This is a genomic window from Prauserella sp. PE36, assembly GCF_003311655.1.
Taxonomy (GTDB): Bacteria; Actinomycetota; Actinomycetes; order Mycobacteriales; family Pseudonocardiaceae; genus Prauserella_A; species Prauserella_A endophytica.
In genome coordinates, this window is sequence record NZ_QEQT01000072.1 from 74,448 (window position 1) to 90,041 (window position 15,594).

The window sequence follows — 15,594 nt, forward strand, 5'->3', positions numbered from 1 at the left end:
TGTGTACTGCGGGTGGCGGGGGTACCCAGAGTAGCGGGTCCCCACTGAGATCAGGGTAGAGGCCCTCCGGCGGCGAGAGCGCACAGTTTCGTGAACTCTTCACCGTCGAGGCTGGCGCCGCCCACGAGCGCGCCGTCGACATTGTCGCACTTGATCAGGTCGGCGATGTTGCCCGACTTCACCGAACCGCCGTAGAGCACGCGGACCTGCTCGGCCACCTCGGCGCCGTACTTCTCGGTGAGCGCCGTCCGCAGGGCCGCGCACACCTCCTCGGCGTCCGCCGGGGTCGCCACACGGCCGGTGCCGATCGCCCACACGGGTTCGTAGGCGATGACCGTGTTCTGCACCTGCTCGGCCTTGAGCCCCTTCAACCCGGCGATGAGCTGCGCGGTCGTGTGCTCGATGTGCCCGCCGGCCTCGCGCACCTCCAGCTGCTCGCCGACGCAGAGGATCGGCGAGAGCCCGTGCTTGTGGGCGGCCCGCACCTTCTTGTTCACGATCTCGTCGGTCTCGGCGTGGTACTCGCGCCGCTCGGAGTGACCGACAACGACGTAGGTGCAGCCGAGCTTGGCGAGCATCGGGCCCGACACGTCACCGGTGTAGGCCCCGGAGTCCTGCGGCGCGAGGTCCTGCGCGCCGTAGGTGAGCAGGAGCTTGTCGCCGTCGACCAGCGTCTGCACGCTGCGGATGTCGGTGAACGGCGGGAGGACGGTGACGTCGACCTTGGCGTAGTACTTCTCGGGCAGCGAGAAGGCGATCTTCTGCACCAGGGCGATGGCCTCGAGGTGGTTGAGGTTCATCTTCCAGTTGCCCGCGATCAGCGGCTTGCGCGCCATCAGGCTCCTTCACTCAGGACCGCCACGCCGGGCAGCTCCTTGCCTTCGAGGTACTCCAGCGACGCGCCGCCGCCGGTGGAGATGTGCGAGAAGCCGTCCTCGGGCAGGCCCAGCAGGCGCACCGCGGCGGCCGAGTCGCCACCGCCGACGACGCTGAACGCCGACGAGCCGGCGATCGCCTGCGCGACCCCGCGGGTGCCCTCGGCGAAGGGCGCCATCTCGAACACGCCCATGGGCCCGTTCCAGAAGATCGTCTCCGCTCCGGTGATGGCGGCCGCGAACGCGGTGGTGGTCTCCGGGCCGATGTCGAGGCCCATCCAGCCGTCCTCGATCTCCGTGGCGGCCACGGTGCGGGTGGCGGCGTCGGCGGCGAACCTGTCCGCGGCGACGACGTCGACCGGCAGCACGAGCTTGCCGCCCGCCTCCGCCAGCAGCCGCTTGCACGTGTCGACCATGTCGGTCTCCAGCAGCGAGCTGCCGACGCCGTGGCCCTGCGCGGCGAGGAACGTGAAGCACATGCCCCCGCCCACGAGCAGCCGGTCGACCTTCGGCAGCAGCGCCTCGATCACGGCGAGCTTGTCGGAGACCTTCGAGCCGCCGAGTACCACCGCGTAGGGCCGCCGCGGGTCACCCGTGAGCTTCGCGAGCACCTCCAGCTCGGCGAGCACCAGGCCGCCCGCGTAGGCGGGCAGCACGCGGGCCACGTCATAGACGGAGGCCTGCTTGCGGTGCACCACGCCGAAGCCGTCGGAGACGAACGCGGCGCCGGGGACGAGCCCGGCGAGCTCGCGGGCCAGCCCGGCCCGCTCGCCCTCGTCCTTGCTCGTCTCGCGCGGGTCGAAGCGCACGTTCTCCAGCAGGGCCACCTGGCCGTCGGCGAGCGAGCCGGTGACGGCCTTCGCCTGCTGGCCGACGACGTCACCGGCCAGCTGGACCTCGGCCCTGAGCAGCTCACCGAGCCGCGCGGCGACCGGGCGCAGCGAGTACTTCTCGTCGGGTGCGCCCTTCGGCCTGCCGAGGTGGGCCGTGACGACCACCTTCGCGCCCGCGTCGGCGAGGCGCTCAATGGTCGGCAGGGCGGCCCGCACGCGGCCGTCATCGGTGATGGTGGCGCCGTCGAGCGGCACGTTCAGGTCCGAACGCACCAGCACGTACCGCCCGGAGACACCCTCGGACAACAGGTCGTCGAGTGACTTGAGCGCCATCGGTCAGGACAGCTTGGAGCCGACGAGGCCGACGAGGTCCACGAGGCGGTTGGAGTAGCCCCACTCGTTGTCGTACCAGCCGAACACCTTGACCTGGTCGTCGATGACCTTCGTCAGCGGCGCGTCGTAGATGCACGAGGCCGGGTCGTTGACGATGTCGGACGAGACGATCGGGTCCTCGCTGTAGCGCAGGATGCCCTTGAGCGGGCCCTCCGCGGCTGCCTTGTAGGCCTCGTTGATCTCTTCGACCGTGGCCTTCTTGGTCAGGTTGACCGTGAGGTCGGTGATCGAGCCGGTGGGCACGGGGACGCGCAGCGAGTAGCCGTCCAGCTTGCCGTTGAGCTCCGGCAGCACCAGGCCGATGGCCTTCGCGGCGCCGGTGGAGGTCGGCACGACGTTCAGCGCGGCGGCGCGAGCGCGGCGCGGGTCCTTGTGCGGGCCGTCCTGCAGGTTCTGGTCCTGCGTGTAGGCGTGGATGGTGGTCATCAGGCCCTTTTCGATGCCGAACGTGTCGTGCAGCACCTTGGCGAGCGGGGCCAGGCAGTTGGTGGTGCAGGAAGCGTTGGAGATGATCGTCTGCGAGCCGTCGTAGAGCTTGTCGTTGGCGCCGAGCACGACGGTCAGGTCCTCGCCCTTGGCGGGCGCCGAGATGATGACCTTCTTCGCGCCGCCCGCGATGTGGGCCTTGGCGGCGTCGGCGTTGGTGAAGAAGCCGGTGGACTCCACGACCACGTCCACGCCGAGGTCACCCCACGGGAGGTTGGCCGGGTCGCGCTCGGCGAGCGCCTTGATGGTCTTGCCGCCGACGACGATGCCCTCGTCGGAGACGCTGACCTCCTCCGGGTAGCGGCCGAGGACGCTGTCGTACTTGAGCAGGTGGGCCATCGTGGCGACGTCGCCCAGGTCGTTGAACGCGACGACCTCGATGTCGTGGCCGCTGGCCTGCACCGCGCGGAAGAAGTTGCGGCCGATGCGGCCGAAGCCGTTGACGCCTACGCGAACCGTCACTGCTCTTCTCTCCTCAAGGGTTCGACCCGGCCGCAGCCGGGGCTACACATCTTCGGGTTCAACCGCCACCCTAGCGTGCCTGGCCAGGGCGGACCCTCATCCCCCGACCGAGACGTCCCCCACCTCGAAGCATTCAGCGAATCGATCAAGAAGACAGCTCTTTCTCGACCGGTGTGCGGAATCTCGGGACCACCACGACGTCGCCGAGCCACGCCGTCAGCCGGGCCGCCTCGGCCTCGATCGCGGCGGCCGCCTCGGCTCCGGGATCCTCCAGCAGCCGGACCACGACCTCGCCGTCCGGGCGTTGCGCCCAGCCGCCGACGATCCGGCCGTCGCTCCACACCGTGGGCCCGATGTTGCCGGTGCGGTCGAACAGCGCCGCCCGGTGCTCGCCGACGAACCAGCCGCGCTCGGCCCAGCCCATCGCGGTGGGGTCGAGCGCGGGCAGCAGCGCGACCCACGGCTCCGGTTCCGGGACCGGCCCGGCGTCGTCGGCCAGCACGATGCCCGGGATGCCGTCCATGTCGACGGCGACGGTGTCCAGCGCGGCCAGCGCCTGCTTGGCCTGTCGCGCCGTCCAGCCCGTCCACCACACCAGGTCGCTCACCTGCGCGGGACCGAAGACCGCTAGCCAGCGCCGCACCAGTTCCACCCGCGCCGCGGCGGGGTCGAGGTCGCCGAGCCCGCCCGGCAGCCACTTCTCCGCCGGCGCCCACTCGTACTGCGTCGACAGCCACGTGCCACGCGGGCGCCCGCGCACGATCCGCCCGCTCACGGCGAGCAGGAACAGCACCCGGTTCGTGACGTAGCCCCGCGACTCGTACGGCTTGCCCTGTGCCATGACGATCTCCGTGCGCAGCCTCGGCTCGTCCTCGGCCAGCTGCGTGGCGTGCGCGGTGCCCCGCGTCTCGAGGGCGCGCACGGTGGCGTCCTCGACGTCGCGCAGCCACGCGTCGAGGCCGGGGATGCCCGTCTGCTCGAGGTGCTGCAGGAGCAGCCGCCGCTGCTTGCGCTCGATGTCGACGGCGCAGCCCGCCTGCACCAGCGGAGCCACCTCCGCGGGCACGACGAACATCGTGCGCCGCATGCCCAGCATCCGCACCAGCGAGCGCCGTTCGTACAGCGCGTGCTCGACCGCGCGCACCTCCGGCTCGGCCATCCTCGCCGCCGCCGCGAGGTACACGCTCGCCGGGTCGGTCGCGTGCAGCGCGAGGAGGCTCTCCGCGACGTCCTCGGGAGTGCCCGCGCGCGCCGATCGCGCGAGCCGGTGCCGCACGCCCAGCCGCGCCCGCCGCTCGGCGACGCTCACGTTCCGTGTCACGGCGCTTTCCTACCACCGCCCCCCGACAATGGCCGTAGCCTCTGACGCATGGTCTCCGCGAGCCAGCTGGCCGCCTTCGCCGCCCTCACGTTCGTCATGGTCGTCGTCCCCGGGCCGAGCGTGCTGTTCACGATCAGCCGCGCGCTCACCGTCGGGCGGCGCGATGCGCTGCTCACCGTGCTCGGCAACGCCACCGGGGTGTACGCGCAGGTCGTCGCCGTGGCCTTCGGACTGGGCACGCTCGTCGAGCGCTCGGCGACGGTGTTCACGATCGTCAAGCTCGCCGGCGCGGCCTACCTGGTGTACCTGGGGGTGCAGGCATGGCGGCACCGCCGCTCGCTCGCCGACGTGTTCCGCGCTGGGATCGAGGCCACGCGGGGACACACACTGCGGGTGCTGCGCGACGGGTTCCTGGTGGGTTTCCTCAACCCGAAGTCGATCGTGTTCCTGGCCGCCGTGCTGCCGCAGTTCGTGAACCAGCAGGCCGGGTCTGTGCCGGCCCAGATCCTGGTGCTGGGCATCCTGCTGCCGGTGATCGCGGTGCTGTCGGACAGCGCGTGGGCGTTCGTCGCGGGCACGGCGCGGGACTGGTTCGCCCGCTCGCCGCGCAGGCTGGAGCTGGTCGGCGGCGCGGGCGGCCTCACGATGATCGGCCTCGGCGCCACCCTCGCCTTCACGGGCCGCAAGGACTGACCAGCACCTGTGTGGTCAGCCGGTGGCGGCGGGCTTGGCGTAGAGGCGGGTCGCCGAGAGGCGGGCCACGCCGTCCGGCTCAGCCAGCTCGTCGAGCTGCTGCCGCAGCGTCGCCTCCACGGACAGGTACTTGCGGCCCGCCCGCAGGTCGGCGTCGTTGCGCAGGCGGATGATGAGCGGGAACTCGCTGAGCGCCCCGGCGTCGAACAGCCCAGTCGTGTAGATCAGCTGCACGCCGAGGGCCTTCGCGACGGCCCGCTGCAGTTCCAGCAGGTAGCCCGCCGAGGCACGGCCGATCGGGTTGTCCAGGAAGAGCACTCCCGAGTGCGGGTTGCGCATCTTGCCCCGGTTGTTGGCCCGCAGCGCCGCGAGCGTGCAGTACAGGATGATCGCCGCGGTGAGCTGCTGGCCGCCCGAGAAGACGTCGCGGATCTCCGACACCCGCTGCCGTTCGGTCCGCAGCACCGAGTCCGGCTTGAGCATGTCGACGCGGTAGCCCTTCGGCACCGCGGCCTGCACGCCACGCAGCAGCAGGGACATGCCGTCGCGCTTGACGTCCCTGCCGTCGCTGGTCTTGCCGGCCGCGGCCTCGTCCACCACCTCTCCGAGCCGCTCGGCGAGCTCGGTGCCCTCCAGCTCGGTGAACCGGATCCGCAGGAACTCCTGGCCCGACCAGTCGCCGAGCCCGTCCGGCAGGCGCGACACGCGCTGCGCGGAGCGCAGGGTGCGCAGCGCACCCTCGACCATGCTCTGCAGCCGGGTGATGATCCCGGAACGGTGCCGGTCGATCTGGGCCAGGTCGTCGGTCAGCGTGCGCAGCCGGGGCCGCAGCGCCCGCGCCCACTCCTCCGCGTGCTGCGGCAGGTTGTCGCGGCGCACGGAGATCACCTGCTGGCGCACCGGCGTCGTGAGCTTCTCGAACCGCTTCTCCGTCGCGTACTGGGCTAGCGTGTCGGCCGCCGCGCGCACCCGCCTCTCCGACTCGTCGACGGTCTCCTGCGCACGCGCGAGGCTCGCGCTCAGCTCGCCATAGCGCGCACGGGCGGTGTCCACGTCGGCGTCGTAGACCTGGTCCGGCTCGCCGGAGGGCAGATACGGGGCCAGCGACTCGGCGAGCAGCCGGAAACCGGACGCCGAGTGGCGCGCCGAGTCCAGCGAGGCCTGCGCGGCGGCCCGCTGCTCCCGCAGCTCCTCCCACTTGCGGGCGGCGGCGGAGACCTCGGCCGCCGCGGCGTCGATCAGCTCCCGGCCGTGCTCGACGTCGCGGGGCTTGTCGAAGGAGTCGAGCGGTCCGTGCTGCCGGGGCAACTGGTCCAGCTCGGCCCTTCGCGTGGCGAGCAGGCCGATCACCTCGGCGCGCTCGTCCTCCAGAGCCGACACGGTCCTAGCCGTCCTCGCCTGCGCCGCGGCCCTCGCCGAGGCGTCCGAGCCGTCCGGGGTCTCCAGCAGCTCCCCGGCCAGTGCCCGCACGGCCTCGGGCAGGTTCTCCAGCGCGGCCCTCGCCGAGGACTCCGCGCTCTCGGCCTGTTCCAGCTCGGCGCGCAGGTCGCTGCCCACCTCCACCTTCGCGTACGCCTCCGCGGCCGAGGCGAAGGCCCGGCGAAGCGCGTCCACCGGCTCGGCGGGTGCGGCGTCCTCTTCGGACACCGAGCCGCCGCCGGGCACTTCGGCGAGCTCCGCCCTCGCGGTGCTCGCGGTCCTGCGGTGACCGTCGGCGGTGCGCTGATGCTCGGCGGCGCGTTCACGCAGCCGCGCGGCCTTGGCGCCCGCCTCCAGGGCCCTCGCCTCGGCGCGGTCGGCGATCTCCCGCGCGTGCCCGGTCTCCTCGGTCCACTGTGGAACCCGTGCCGCCCGGCCCGCGAGCTCCTCCAGCCTGCGGGCCTTCTCCTCGGCCTCCCGCAGGGTTGCCCGCAGCGCCGGGACGCGCTCGCGCGCCGTGTCGCGAATGGACGTCAGCCGCTCCAGCCGTGCCTCGGCCTCGGCGACGGCGGCGTCCGCGGCGTCACGCGCGGCGACGGCGGCCTGCGCCTGCTCGGCAAGCACCGCGATGCTGCCGGGCGGGTAGTCCTCGCGCCACGTGGTGAGCTTCCACGACAGCGCGGCGTCGGCGCCGATCGACTCCTCCAGCCGCGCGAGCCGCCGGTGCCGCTCGGCCTGCCTGCGCGCGATGGCCTCGCGTTCGCTGTCGGCGGCCTCCTCGTCGTACATCGCCGGGTTGGGCGGTACGAGGAACTCCACGCCCGGCGCGGCGTCCAGGTCCGCGTCCGCCAACGCGGCCGTGACCCCGACCGCGATCGCCGCGCTCGGCAGCAGCCGCTGCTCGGTCAGCACCTCACGCGCCCTCGGCAGGTGCCCGGCGTCGTTGAGCAGCACGCCCGACACCAGCTGCGGCGCCAGGCGCAGTGCCTCCGCCCGCCGCTCGGAGTCCAGTTTGGACAGATAGCGCCAGCCGGACCACGCCGTGATGCCCGCGGCCTCCAGCGCGTCGAGCGCCGCCTGCACCTCCTGTGGCGGCGGCAGCAGGCCGCCCGAGCCGAGCGCGCCCAACGCGCGCTCGTCGAGTGACTCCTCGATGCGCAAGGCGGTCTGCTCGCTCTCCGCGGTGGCACGGGCCTCGCGCAACCGGTCCAGCAGCGCCGGGGTATCGGTCTCCAGCGCGACGTCGCCGGTGCCGAGCAGCTCGCCGAGCCGGGCCTCCGCGGCGAGGCTGTCGGTGCGCCGTTGCGCGCGCTCCAGCTCCTCGGCGGCGCGCTCCGCGCGGTCGCGCGCCGACCCGGCCGTGCGGTGCGCCTCGTTGACGGCGGCCTGCGCGGCGCCGAACTCCTCGGCGACCCGCTCCAGCTCGGCCTCCCTGCGCGCCAGCTCCGCGGTGGCGGTCTCGGCGGCGGCGCTCGCGATCCTGGCGGCCTCGGCGACGTCGGCGCCGGAGGCCAGCAGTCCGTCCTTGCTCGCGCGGGCGATCTCGGCGCGGACCTCCTCGATGCGGGCGGCGAGCCCGTCGGCCTCGGCACGCCGGTTGGCCGCGGTGCCGGTCGCCTCGTCCCGCTCGCGCTGCGCCTGCTCGGCCTCGGCCCGCGCCGCCTCGGCGGCGGTCTCGGCCTCGTCGGCCTGCGCCTGCGCCTCACGAGCAAGGCCCAGCAGTCCCCTGGCGAGCGCGAGAGCGGCGGCGTTCTTGGCCTCCAGCGCGGGCTGGGCCTTCTGCTCACGGCTGCCCACGAGCTCACGGATGTCGCGGGCCCTGCGAGTGGCGTTGAGGTGGGTGAGCACGGTGCCGGTCTCGCGCCACGCCTCGGCGAGGGTCTTCGCCTCGGCCAACTCGGCGTCGACGCGCTCCTTGCTCGCCCGCGCCTCGTCGAGCAGCAGGCTCGCGACCGTACGCCGCAGCTCGGTCACCACGGCGGAGAGGCGGCGGTGGTCGCCCTCGGCGAGCTTCTCCGCGTCGCCGACCTCCTCGACGTGCGCCTCCAGCCCCGCGAGCCGCTCGTTCTCGATGCGGTCCCGCGCGGCGATCCGCCCGGCGAGCGTCTCCAGCTCGCCGCGCGCGGAGGCCGCGAGCTTGCGGGAGGCGGCGGCGAGGCGATCCTCGTCGGTCAGCGGCGTCAGCAGGTCCAGCGCCCCGGCCACGAAGTCGCGTTCGGACATCAGGTCGCCGCGCTGGGCGAGATTGTGCGCGTAGGTGGCCACCACCTCGGCGAGGTCCTTCGGCTCGTCCTCGGTCACCACGGCCCGCAGCAGGAACTCGACGAACGCCTCGTCGGTGTTGAACGCGAACGCGTCGGCGGCCTCGCCCTCCCCCGCGTTCATCGCCCGCTGGTAGCGGAACAGCTCGGTGTCGAGGCCCAGCAGGTCGAGGCGCTCGGTCCACTCGTGGTGCCTGCGCGTCCAGAACAGCTCCAGCTCGGGCACTTCGGCGTGCAGCTCGTTCAGCCGGTCGTGGAAGCCGGACATCGTGAGCAGCCTGCCGTCGGCCGTCAGCGGCAGCGTGTCGAGGCCCACCGACGTGCTGGGCCGGAAGCAGTACCAGGAGTCGATCAGGTTCGCCGGATCGGAGGACGCGACGTGACCGCGCCACTCCGACGCCTTGCCGGTGATCACGCGCTCGCCGGTCTCGGTGTGCTGCCACTCGAGCACCACATGGGCGACATCCTTTGCGCCGACGAACTTCTCCAGCACGCGCGTGTTGGTGGTACCGACCACCTGCCGCCTGCCCGGCAGCATCACGGAGAAGATCAGCTTGATCAGCACCGACTTGCCGCCGCCGTTCTCCAGGAACAGCACGCTGGCGGGCGACGGCCTGCGTGGCAGGCCCTGTTCGGCGCTGTGAATGCCCGCGCCGAACAGCGCGTCCTGCTTCGGCGCGGTGATCACCTCGCCGACGCCGCTGAAGTCCAGCACCACATCCTGGTAGCGGGCACCGCTCGGCCCCACGGAGTGCAGCCGCACCCGCGACAGCTCGTACATGTACTTCCCCCTACCTTCGGCGGCCCCGCGCGCGCTCGGTGGCCCGCTCGGGTGCCGCCTGGTCCCTCATCCGTCTCGTCCCTACAGCGTGTCCGACGCGGTCGCCCGCAGGCTGCCTTCGCCGCCGGGCACCGACACGACTCCCAGTGTCAGCAGCTCGTCGAACGCGGCGTCGGCGGCCAGCTCGCGCACCTGCACCTGGTAGCGCGGCGTCGTGCGGTAGGTGCCGCCCTGTTCGCCGCTCACGTGCACCAGGAACCCCTGCTCGGACAGGAACCGCAACGCTCTGGCCACCATCCCCCGCGTGGTGTCCGAGGCGAGCCTGCCGTCCTTGGTCGCGGCGGCGGCCGGTCTGCGCGCGTAAGCCCGCCACGCCTGCTCCAGCTCGGGCGCGTCGGCGAGCGGGTCCTTGTTGCCGCTGGCCCGCTCGTCGAGGATCCGGCACGCCTCACGCACCACGCCGTCGACCTGCTCCACGCTCACGCGGCCGATGTAGGTGTCGTTGGCGAGGTCGTCGGGCCGCGGGTAGCCGAGCGCGGCCGTGGCGAGGTGGATCAGCCCGTGCAGCACCTTCTCGGTGTCGCGCCGCTCGCGGATCTTGCTCTGCCGCGCGTAGCTGTCCATCTTGATCTCGAAGATCGACTCGTCGGTGGCGGCGAGCACCGCGCCCGCCTGGGTGCTGACCTCCAGCACCATGAGGCCGAGCCCCGCGGCGACCGCGTGCGTGAGCTGCTTGAAGGCGCTGTCCTCGCCGTAGCGGCGCACGAGCTCGCCGTACACCACGTCACGGCCGGGCAGCAGCTTCGGCCGCATGCCGAACGACACCAGCCGCGCCGCGGCCTCCGCGTCCGCCGACGAATGCCCTGTGCTCACGCCACCTCCTCGGTCTCCGTGCCGTCGCCGCCCTCGACGCCCGCGGACATCAGCAAGAGGTCCGCACCACCGAACTCCGGATCGTCCAGCGTGGTGCCGTCGTCGAACGCGAGCAGCACCCGCCGCTCCCCCTGCCTGATCGCGGCACCCACCTCGGGACCGTAGGCGTGCAGCGCGCGCAGTGCCACCAGCCGGGCCACACCGGCGTCAGTCTCCCGCGCCTCGGCGAGCAGCCCGGAGAGCCTGCGCGGCACCTCGGGCAGGTCGAGCAGCTCGTCGGCCAGGCGCCACTGCTCGTCGCTGTAGCTGTCGGTCACCTCGGCGGGCGCCAGCTCGGGCTCCGGGATCTCACCGACGAGCTGCTCCCGTTCCGGCGCGGGTCGCAGCAGCAGTGACACGAGCGAGGGCAGCGACGGCACCGTGGGCACCGCGATGCCCGTGGCGGCGTGGAAGAACGCCTGCGTCGGCGTGACCGCGTCGGCCAGCGGCAGCTCCAGCGTCGGCGTGAGCAGTTGCCCGAACACGTCGATCGCGGCCCGCTGCGGCGGGCCGGAGAACTGCTGGCGGTCCTGCTCGGCCCGGAACACCGCGCCCGCGGCCTGCAGGCGCGACTGGAGCTGGGTGTGCCTGCGGATGCAGTCGCCGACGATCTCGACGAGCTCCGCCGCGCGTCGTTTGCGGTCGGGGTCCTCGGCCTCGTCGCGGGCGGCGGTGATGTTCTTGAGGATCGCGGTCTCGGCGCGGAACCGGGACTCGATGTGCGACAGCGCCGAGTCCAGCAGCTCCGGCACCTCCCGCTCCCAGTCGACGGAGCGCACGTCGCGGCGGGTGGCGTCGAGCTTGGCGCGCAGCGTCTCGCCGTACTGCACGGTGCGGTAGCGCGCCTGCTCGGCGGCGAGCTTCGCGTCGGCGAGCCTGCCCCTGGTGATCAGGTTCTCCAGCTTCACCTCGGCGGCGATCTGCGCGGACTCCACGTCGGTGTCGAGCGCGCCGACGAGCACGTTGATGGCCTCGTCCGTGGCGCGCAGGTACACCTCGCCGTCCGGGGCGGCCAGCTCGACGAGGAGCTTGAAGTCGAACGCGCGGCGCCGGTACCGCCCGTCGGCGTCGACCGAGCCGTACACGCGCCGGAAGCCGCGGTCGGTGGTGCCGACGTTGATCAGGTTGTCCAGCACCCAGCGCGCGACGCGGGTGTGCTCGGCGGGCCCCCGGCCGGGTGCCTGTGCCGCGATGAACGGCAGGAGCCGGTTGACCACCTGCTGGTGGTCCGCCCCGGTGTCGAAGTCCATGGCGATGGTGACCTGGTCGATCGTGTGCAATCCGATCTCGGCCATCTGGTAGACCGTCGCGTCGGCCCAGTCCAGCTTCGACTTGCGCGCGTCGAGGTCGTGCAGGGGCGCGGTGCAGGCGAGCGCCTTGAGCCTGCGGGCCAGCCCCTCGTCGGGCTCCCCCAGTCCGGCCATCTCGTCAACACGCACAGCGGAGAAGAGTAGGCGAGCCACGCGGAGCGTGTCCTCTTGGGCGGTGAGGCGTCCCGGGCTCGCCTGCGAGGAAGGTAGCTTTCAGCTCATGCGCGAGATGACGAGAGACGAGTGGTGGAAGTTCGCGGGCACCGGCACGCTCACGGGCAAGCTCGCCGTGGTGCGGGCCGACGGCTCCCCGCACGTCACGCCGATCTGGTTCGTGCTCGACGAGGGATCCGACGGCGACGAGCTGATCTTCAACACCGGCGCCGACACGGTGAAGGGCCAGGCGCTGCGCCGGGACCCGCGCATCTCGGTGACCGTCGACGACCAGCGGCCGCCGTACCACTTCGTGCAGTTCACGGCCGAGGCGCGGACCTCGGAGGACCTCGAGGAGATGCTCCCGTGGTCCACGAAGATCGGCGCCAGGTACATGGGTGAGGACCAGGCTGAGGCGTTCGGCAGGCGCAACGCCGTCGAGGGCGAGCTACTGGTCCGCGCCAAGATCACCAAGGTGATCGCCATCGCCGACATGGCCGCCTGATCGCTCCCCAAGGCCACCTTTGTTGCGTTGAACGCAACAAAGGTGGCCTTGGGGGCAGTCGGGCTACGCCGTGTCGCGGAGGGGCTCCCTGTCGCGGAAGGTCGACAGCGGCGGGCGCTGGGTGAGTGCCAAATCGGTCAGGACCAGCTCTCGTTCGACGCCGTGGGTGGGCTCGCCGCGCCGGAACTGGGCGAGCAGCGTGCCAGGGGCCTCGGCCGACACCAGCCGCCCGTGTGCGCTGAGCCGGTCCATGATCGTCAGCATGATCTGGCCCGACATCCGTCCCAGCGCGTGCGTGCCCTGGTGCCGGTGGGTGCGGATCCCGAGGTCCACCTGCGCGAGCGCGTCGAGACCCCGCCACTCGACCAGGTCGATCAGGTGACCCACCTCGACGCCGTAGTGCGTCACGAACGGGATGCCCTCCAGCACCTCCCGCCTGCCCGCGTACTCGCCGGCCAGCGGCTGCACGAACCCGGCCAGCCGCGGCCAGTACATGTTCAGCAGCGGCCTCGCCACGAGCTCCGTGACCCGCCCGCCACCGTCGGCGTCGGTGTGCCCCGCGCCGACCAGCGGCCGGTGATAGAAGCCCTTCACGTAGTCCACGCCCGGGTCGGTCAGCAACGGCCCCAGCAGCCCGATCACGTACCCCGCCGTGAAGTCGCAGAGGTCGCCGTCGACGAACACAACGAGGTCGCCGGTGGTGGCCGCGAGGCCCTTCCACAACGCCTCCCCCTTGCCGCGCACGCCCGGCAGCGGGTACAGCACGGCATCCTGCGCGACCACGGTCGCCCCGGCAGCCGCGGCGACCTCGGCCGTGGCGTCGGACGAGTGCGAGTCCACCACCAGCACCTCGTCCACCAGCGGGTGTTCCTCGACGAGCGCCGTGCGGATGGTCCGCACGATCTCGCCCACCGTCTCCTGCTCGTCCCGCGCCGGGATCACCACGCTCACGGTGCTCCCCCGTTTGGCGGCCACCAGTTCGGCCGCCGTCCAGTCGTCGGCGCGGGCGGAGCGCCGACGCAGCCAGGTGCCGATCGTCGCCGGTACGGCGTCCTCGGCGGTGTCCACCCCAGTCCCTGTCGCGTGCACGAGGGCCCCTTTCTTCGAACCGGCTGTGCTGCCGAGATCGAGAGTTGGCCCGCCGCGTTTCGAGCCGGGGCGCGCGCGTGAAACCGCTGCGTTACGAGATCACCGGAGTGCCGGGCCCACGTAACGGACCGCGTTCACACCGGCCTCAGGCCTCCTCCTCGAGCATGTCCGGCGTGACCGCCGACTCGGTGTCGGGGATGCCCAGCTCACCCGCCCGCTTGTCGGCCATCGCCAGCAGCCGCCGGATGCGGCCCGCCACGGCGTCCTTCGTCATCGGCGGGTCGGAGAGCTGCCCGAGCTCCTCCAGCGACGCCTGCCGGTTGGTCAGCCGCAGCTTGCCCGCGGCCAGCAGATGATCGGGCGCGGTGTCGCCGAGGATGTCCATCGCCCGCTCGACCCTCGCGGCCGCGGCCACGGCGGCGCGGGCGGAGCGGCGCAGGTTCGCGTCGTCGAAGTTGGCGAGCCGGTTGGCGGTGGCACGCACCTCGCGGCGCATCCGGCGTTCCTCCCACGCCAGCACGCTCTCGTGGGCGCCGAGCCGGGTGAGCAGCGCGCCGATGGCGTCGCCGTCACGCACCACGACGCGGTCGGCGCCACGCACCTCACGGGACTTCGCCTGGATGCCGAGGCGGCGCGCGGCGCCGACGAGCGCGAGCGCGGCCTCGGGGCCGGGGCAGGTCACCTCGAGCGACGACGACCGGCCCGGTTCGGTCAGCGAGCCGTGCGCGAGGAACGCGCCCCGCCACGCGGCCTCCGCGTCGGCGATGCCCCCGGACACCACCGCGGCGGGCAACCCGCGCACCGGACGTCCCCGCTGGTCGATGAGCCCGGTCTGCCGGGCGAGGCCCTCGCCGTCCTTGACGACCCGCACGACGTAGCGCGTCCCCTTGCGCAGCCCGCCGGAGGTGATCATGTGCACGTCGGCCTGGTGGCCGTACAGGTCGTGGATCTCCTTGCGCAGCCGCCGTGCCACCGAGCCGGTGTCCAGCTCGGCCTCCACGACCACCCGGCCCGCGACGATGTGCAGACCGCCCGCGAACCGCAGCATCGACGCGACCTCGGAGCGGCGCGGGGCGGTCTTGGTGATCTCCAGCCTGCTCAGTTCGTCCTTGACCGCAGCCGTCATGGCCATTACTGCCCCTCCCTCTCGCTCTCGGTCAGACCGAGAGCCTCTCGCACACAGCCAGCCAGGGCATCCGGATCATGGCGTCCCACCACGCTCGGGTCAGCCACCGACGCCAGATGCGCACGCCCGCCCAGCGCGGCCGCGGCGCGGCGAAGGCGCGCCGGCGTCGGCACGGAGTCACGGTCGGCGATCACCGCGTCGACCCGCAGCCGGGGAGCGTGCTCGAAGAGTACGTCCAAGTGCCGTTCGGGTGAGAAGCCAGCCGTCTCTCCCGGCTGCGGAACGAGGTTCAGTATGACGATCTTGGTGGCGGGCGTGCGCACGAGAGCGTCGTGCAGCTCGGGCACCAGCAGGTGCGGCAGCACGCTCGTGAACCACGAACCGGGACCGAGGAACACCGCATCGGCTCCGAGCACGGCCTCGACCGCCTCAGGGCACGCCATGGGCGGTTTGCCCGGCCTGCCCGCCGTGTGCAGGGTGATGCGCCGGACCTGCCCGGGGGTGCTGGCCACGGCGACCTGGCCGCGGATGCGGCTGACCTCGCCGCCGGGTTCCAGCCCGGTGACCTCGGCCTCGATGTCGAGGGGATCGGCCGACATGGGCAGCACCCGGCCCGACAGCCCGAGCAGCCTGCCCGCCTCGTCGAGCCCCGCGACCGGATCGCCGAGCACCTCGAAGAGTCCCGCCAGCAGCAGGTTCCCCACCGCGTGCCCGGTGAGCGCACCGGTGCCGCCGAAGCGGTGCTGGAACACCTCGGCCCACAGCGCGCCGCCGTCCTCGGCCTCCGACAGCGCCGCCAGCGCCTGCCGCAGGTCGCCCGGCGGCAGCAGGCCCAGCTCGCGGCGCAGCCGTCCCGACGAGCCCCCGTCGTCGGCGACGGTGACCACGGCGGTGACGTCCGTCGTGATGCGGCGCAACGCCGTCAGCGTCGCGTGCAGTCCGTGCCCACCACCGAGTGCGACGGCCCGCATGCCC

The 15,594-nt window shown here is 72.7% G+C and carries 12 protein-coding genes; 2 read left to right on the forward strand and 10 right to left on the reverse strand.

The window, feature by feature from the left end; genetic code table 11:
* Positions 1-50 precede the first annotated feature (50 nt).
* The 4 genes from tpiA to DI005_RS19875 form a co-directional block, all read right to left on the reverse strand.
* Positions 51-836 carry a triose-phosphate isomerase gene (gene tpiA / locus DI005_RS19860; RefSeq protein ID WP_113643073.1) on the reverse strand — a complete coding sequence of 262 codons (786 nt, stop codon included), beginning with the start codon at positions 834-836 and terminating at the stop codon, positions 51-53.
* Complete coding sequence (gene pgk / locus DI005_RS19865; RefSeq protein WP_112274440.1) at positions 836-2,041, reverse strand: phosphoglycerate kinase; 1,206 nt, start codon at positions 2,039-2,041, stop codon at positions 836-838. The genes tpiA and pgk overlap by 1 nt, the downstream gene beginning before the upstream one ends.
* A 3-nt stretch (positions 2,042-2,044) precedes the next feature.
* Positions 2,045-3,049: a type I glyceraldehyde-3-phosphate dehydrogenase gene (gene gap / locus DI005_RS19870; protein WP_112274442.1), complete on the reverse strand. Its 1,005-nt coding sequence runs from the start codon at positions 3,047-3,049 to the stop codon at positions 2,045-2,047.
* A 145-nt stretch (positions 3,050-3,194) separates the two neighbouring features.
* A complete protein-coding gene (locus tag DI005_RS19875) occupies positions 3,195-4,370 on the reverse strand; it encodes a winged helix DNA-binding domain-containing protein (RefSeq protein WP_113643074.1) in 1,176 nt (391 codons plus the stop codon).
* 48 nt (positions 4,371-4,418) lie between these two features.
* On the opposite strand from DI005_RS19875, the gene DI005_RS19880 reads away from it, so the two are divergent.
* Positions 4,419-5,063 carry a LysE family translocator gene (locus DI005_RS19880; RefSeq protein WP_113643075.1) on the forward strand — a complete coding sequence of 215 codons (645 nt, stop codon included), beginning with the start codon at positions 4,419-4,421 and terminating at the stop codon, positions 5,061-5,063.
* Between the two features lie 15 nt (positions 5,064-5,078).
* On the opposite strand, the gene DI005_RS19885 is transcribed toward DI005_RS19880, so the two are convergent.
* The 3 genes from DI005_RS19885 to DI005_RS19895 all read right to left on the reverse strand — a co-directional run bounded on the left by DI005_RS19885 (position 5,079) and on the right by DI005_RS19895 (position 11,860).
* Positions 5,079-9,524 carry a hypothetical protein gene (locus DI005_RS19885; RefSeq protein WP_113643076.1) on the reverse strand — a complete coding sequence of 1,482 codons (4,446 nt, stop codon included), beginning with the start codon at positions 9,522-9,524 and terminating at the stop codon, positions 5,079-5,081.
* Between the two features lie 81 nt (positions 9,525-9,605).
* Entirely contained in the window at positions 9,606-10,397 is a 792-nt protein-coding gene (locus DI005_RS19890) for a hypothetical protein (protein ID WP_112274450.1), read from the reverse strand.
* Positions 10,394-11,860, reverse strand: coding sequence for a hypothetical protein (locus DI005_RS19895; RefSeq protein ID WP_369973602.1), 1,467 nt, complete (start codon positions 11,858-11,860; stop codon positions 10,394-10,396). The genes DI005_RS19890 and DI005_RS19895 overlap by 4 nt, the downstream gene beginning before the upstream one ends.
* 106 nt (positions 11,861-11,966) lie before the next feature.
* On the opposite strand from DI005_RS19895, the gene DI005_RS19900 reads away from it, so the two are divergent.
* The gene (locus tag DI005_RS19900) at positions 11,967-12,404 is read left to right on the forward strand and encodes a PPOX class F420-dependent oxidoreductase (RefSeq protein WP_113643077.1); all 438 of its coding nucleotides are present in this window, start codon (positions 11,967-11,969) and stop codon (positions 12,402-12,404) included.
* A 63-nt stretch (positions 12,405-12,467) separates the two neighbouring features.
* Here DI005_RS19900 and DI005_RS19905 read toward each other — a convergent pair whose 3' ends face one another.
* From DI005_RS19905 to yvcK, 3 genes are all read right to left on the reverse strand, one after another.
* Positions 12,468-13,472 (reverse strand): glucosyl-3-phosphoglycerate synthase, encoded by a 1,005-nt coding sequence (locus DI005_RS19905; RefSeq protein ID WP_233520209.1) that lies wholly within the window; start codon positions 13,470-13,472, stop codon positions 12,468-12,470.
* 166 nt (positions 13,473-13,638) lie between these two features.
* On the reverse strand, positions 13,639-14,625 hold the full coding sequence (gene whiA / locus DI005_RS19910; protein ID WP_112274456.1) for a DNA-binding protein WhiA: 987 nt from the start codon (positions 14,623-14,625) through the stop codon (positions 13,639-13,641).
* Positions 14,625-15,590: a uridine diphosphate-N-acetylglucosamine-binding protein YvcK gene (gene yvcK, locus DI005_RS19915; RefSeq protein ID WP_112274865.1), complete on the reverse strand. Its 966-nt coding sequence runs from the start codon at positions 15,588-15,590 to the stop codon at positions 14,625-14,627. The genes whiA and yvcK overlap by 1 nt, the downstream gene beginning before the upstream one ends.
* Positions 15,591-15,594: the final 4 nt, after the last annotated feature.